Genomic DNA, 2,207 nt, shown 5'->3' on the forward strand with positions numbered 1-2,207 from the left:
GGATATCGCCGAGGGCATGCTGCGCCACGCCCGGCCGCTGGGTGGCGCCGCGCATTTCGTCGCCGGCGATGCCGAGGCGCTGCCGCTGCAGGCCGCCAGCCTCGACCTGCTGTTCTCCAGCCTGGCGCTGCAGTGGTGCGCCGATTTCCCGCAGGTGCTCCGCGAGGCGGCGCGGGTGCTGCGCCCCGGCGGCGTGCTGGCCTTTTCCAGCCTGTGCGTGGGCACCCTGCAGGAGCTGCAGGGCAGCTGGCAGGCGGTGGACGGCTTCGTCCACGTCAACCGCTTTCGCCGCTTCGAGGACTACCAGCGCCTGTGCGCCGCCGGCGAGCTGCAGCTGCTGAGCCTGCAGCGCCAGGCCGAGGTGCTGCATTTCCCCGACCTGCGCAGCCTGACCGCCTCGCTCAAGGACCTCGGCGCGCACAACCTCAACCCGGGGCGGCCGGGCGGGCTGACCGGGCGCGCGCGGATTCGCGCGCTGATCGAGGCCTACGAGGGCTTCCGTCAGGCCGAGGGGCTGCCGGCCACCTACCAGGTGGTCTACGGCGTGCTGCAGAAGCCGTTGAGCGTGTATCGAATGGAGCACCCGCAGTGACCCACGCCTACTTCGTCACCGGAACGGATACCCGGCTCGGCATGAGAAGCCGGCAAGACCACTTCGGCAGAGGGTTCGACTGATGACTCAAGCCTACTTCGTTACCGGAACGGACACGGAAATCGGCAAGACCACCATCGCCGCCGGCTTGCTGCATGCCGCTCGCCGGCGCGGACTGAGTACCGCGGCGGCCAAGCCGGTGGCCTCCGGTTGCGCCATGACCGCAGACGGCCTGCGCAACGACGATGCCCTGGCCCTGCTCGGCGAATGCTCGCTGGCGCTGCGCTACGAGGAGGTCAATCCGCTGGCCTTCGCCCCGGCCATCGCCCCGCACCTGGCGGCGCGCGAGGCCGGGGTGCAGCTGGATGTGGCCAGCCTGCTCGGCCCGGTGCGCGCGATTCTGGCCAAGGGCGCCGATTTTTCCCTGGTGGAAGGCGCCGGCGGCTGGCGCGTGCCGCTGGCCGGCGACGAGAACCTCTCCGATCTGGCCGTGGCCCTGGGCCTGCCGGTGATCCTGGTGGTCGGCGTGCGCCTGGGCTGCATCAACCACGCCGTGCTCAGCATGGAGGCCATCGAGCGCGACGGCCTGCGCCTGGCCGGCTGGGTGGCCAATGTGGTCGATGCGCAGACCTCGCGCCTGGAGGAAAACCTCGCCACCCTCGCCGAACGCCTGGCGGCGCCCTGCCTGGGGCGCGTGCCGCGTCTGGCCCAGGCAAGCCCGGCGGCGGTGGCGGCGCATCTGGATCTCGACCGGCTGGTTCAGCGGTAATAAGCAGTTACCCGACCATAGCCTTTTGCCTGTACGTTTTTTAGGCAGTTTCTGCTTCAATACCGGCCATTAGGTTCTAATCGCGCCGGGAGCTGCCGATGGAAATCTCCGCCAACGCATTCAACTCGGGGCTGAGCGGCATTCAGGCCGGGCAGCGCCGTGTCGAACAGGCAGCCAGCGAGATCGCCAGCAACGCCGTCAGCCAGCCGCCGCAAGGCAGCCAGACCCCGCCGCAGAATCAGGTCAATTCGGCGCCGCAAGCCGCCGAACAGACTCGCCCCGACCTGGCGCAAAGCCTGGTCGCCCTGCGCGTCGGCGAGAACGAGGTGCGCGCCAGTGCGCGCGTCGTGGAAACCGCCGACGAGGTGCTTGGCACCCTGATCGATACGCGTGCCTGAGTAGTTCCACCCCGGCCGCGGATGCGGCCAACTGCGGGGTAGGAGTGAGCATATGCAGATCGGCAGCAGCCTGCCGTTGTTCGTCCCCTCGCCGCCCGTCGCGCCGGCCCGGCCACTCTCGGCCGCAGTTTCCCCCGACATCGCTCGCGCCGATCAGCCGCCTGCCGCCCCGACGCAGGAGGCGCAGGCCGACTCCTCCGCTTCCGGGCGCGAGGAGGCGGATCGCTCGGCCGAGCGCGATGGCCGTGGCGACGGCGAGCCCAGTGCGCAGCAGCAGCGTCTCGAACAACTGGAAATCGCCGAGCTGAGCCAGCGCGACCGTGAAGTGCGCGCCCACGAGCAGGCCCATGCCGCGGTGGGCGGGCAGTACGCCGGGGCGCCAAGCTACAGCTTCAAGCGCGGCCCGGACGGCCAGCGCTACGCCGTTTCCGGCGAAGTCAGCATCGAC

General features: G+C 70.2%; 4 protein-coding genes. All 4 read left to right on the plus strand.

Going from position 1 to position 2,207, the window contains the following annotated elements; genetic code table 11:
• The coding region (locus N878_RS18300) for a methyltransferase domain-containing protein (RefSeq protein WP_021445030.1) at nt 1–592 on the plus strand (592 nt) is incomplete at its 5' end.
• An 82-nt stretch (nt 593–674) separates the two neighbouring features.
• Nucleotides 675–1,361 carry a dethiobiotin synthase gene (gene bioD, locus N878_RS18305; RefSeq protein WP_021445031.1) on the plus strand — a complete coding sequence of 229 codons (687 nt, stop codon included), beginning with the start codon at nt 675–677 and terminating at the stop codon, nt 1,359–1,361.
• A gap of 98 nt (nt 1,362–1,459) precedes the next feature.
• Nucleotides 1,460–1,759, plus strand: a complete 300-nt coding sequence (locus tag N878_RS18310) for a hypothetical protein (protein ID WP_021445032.1) — start codon at nt 1,460–1,462, stop codon at nt 1,757–1,759.
• A gap of 52 nt (nt 1,760–1,811) precedes the next feature.
• Nucleotides 1,812–2,207: putative metalloprotease CJM1_0395 family protein (locus N878_RS18315; protein ID WP_021445033.1), on the plus strand; the 396-nt coding region annotated here is incomplete at its 3' end.

This window comes from Pseudomonas sp. EGD-AK9 (assembly GCF_000465935.2).
Classification (GTDB): domain Bacteria; phylum Pseudomonadota; class Gammaproteobacteria; order Pseudomonadales; family Pseudomonadaceae; genus Aquipseudomonas.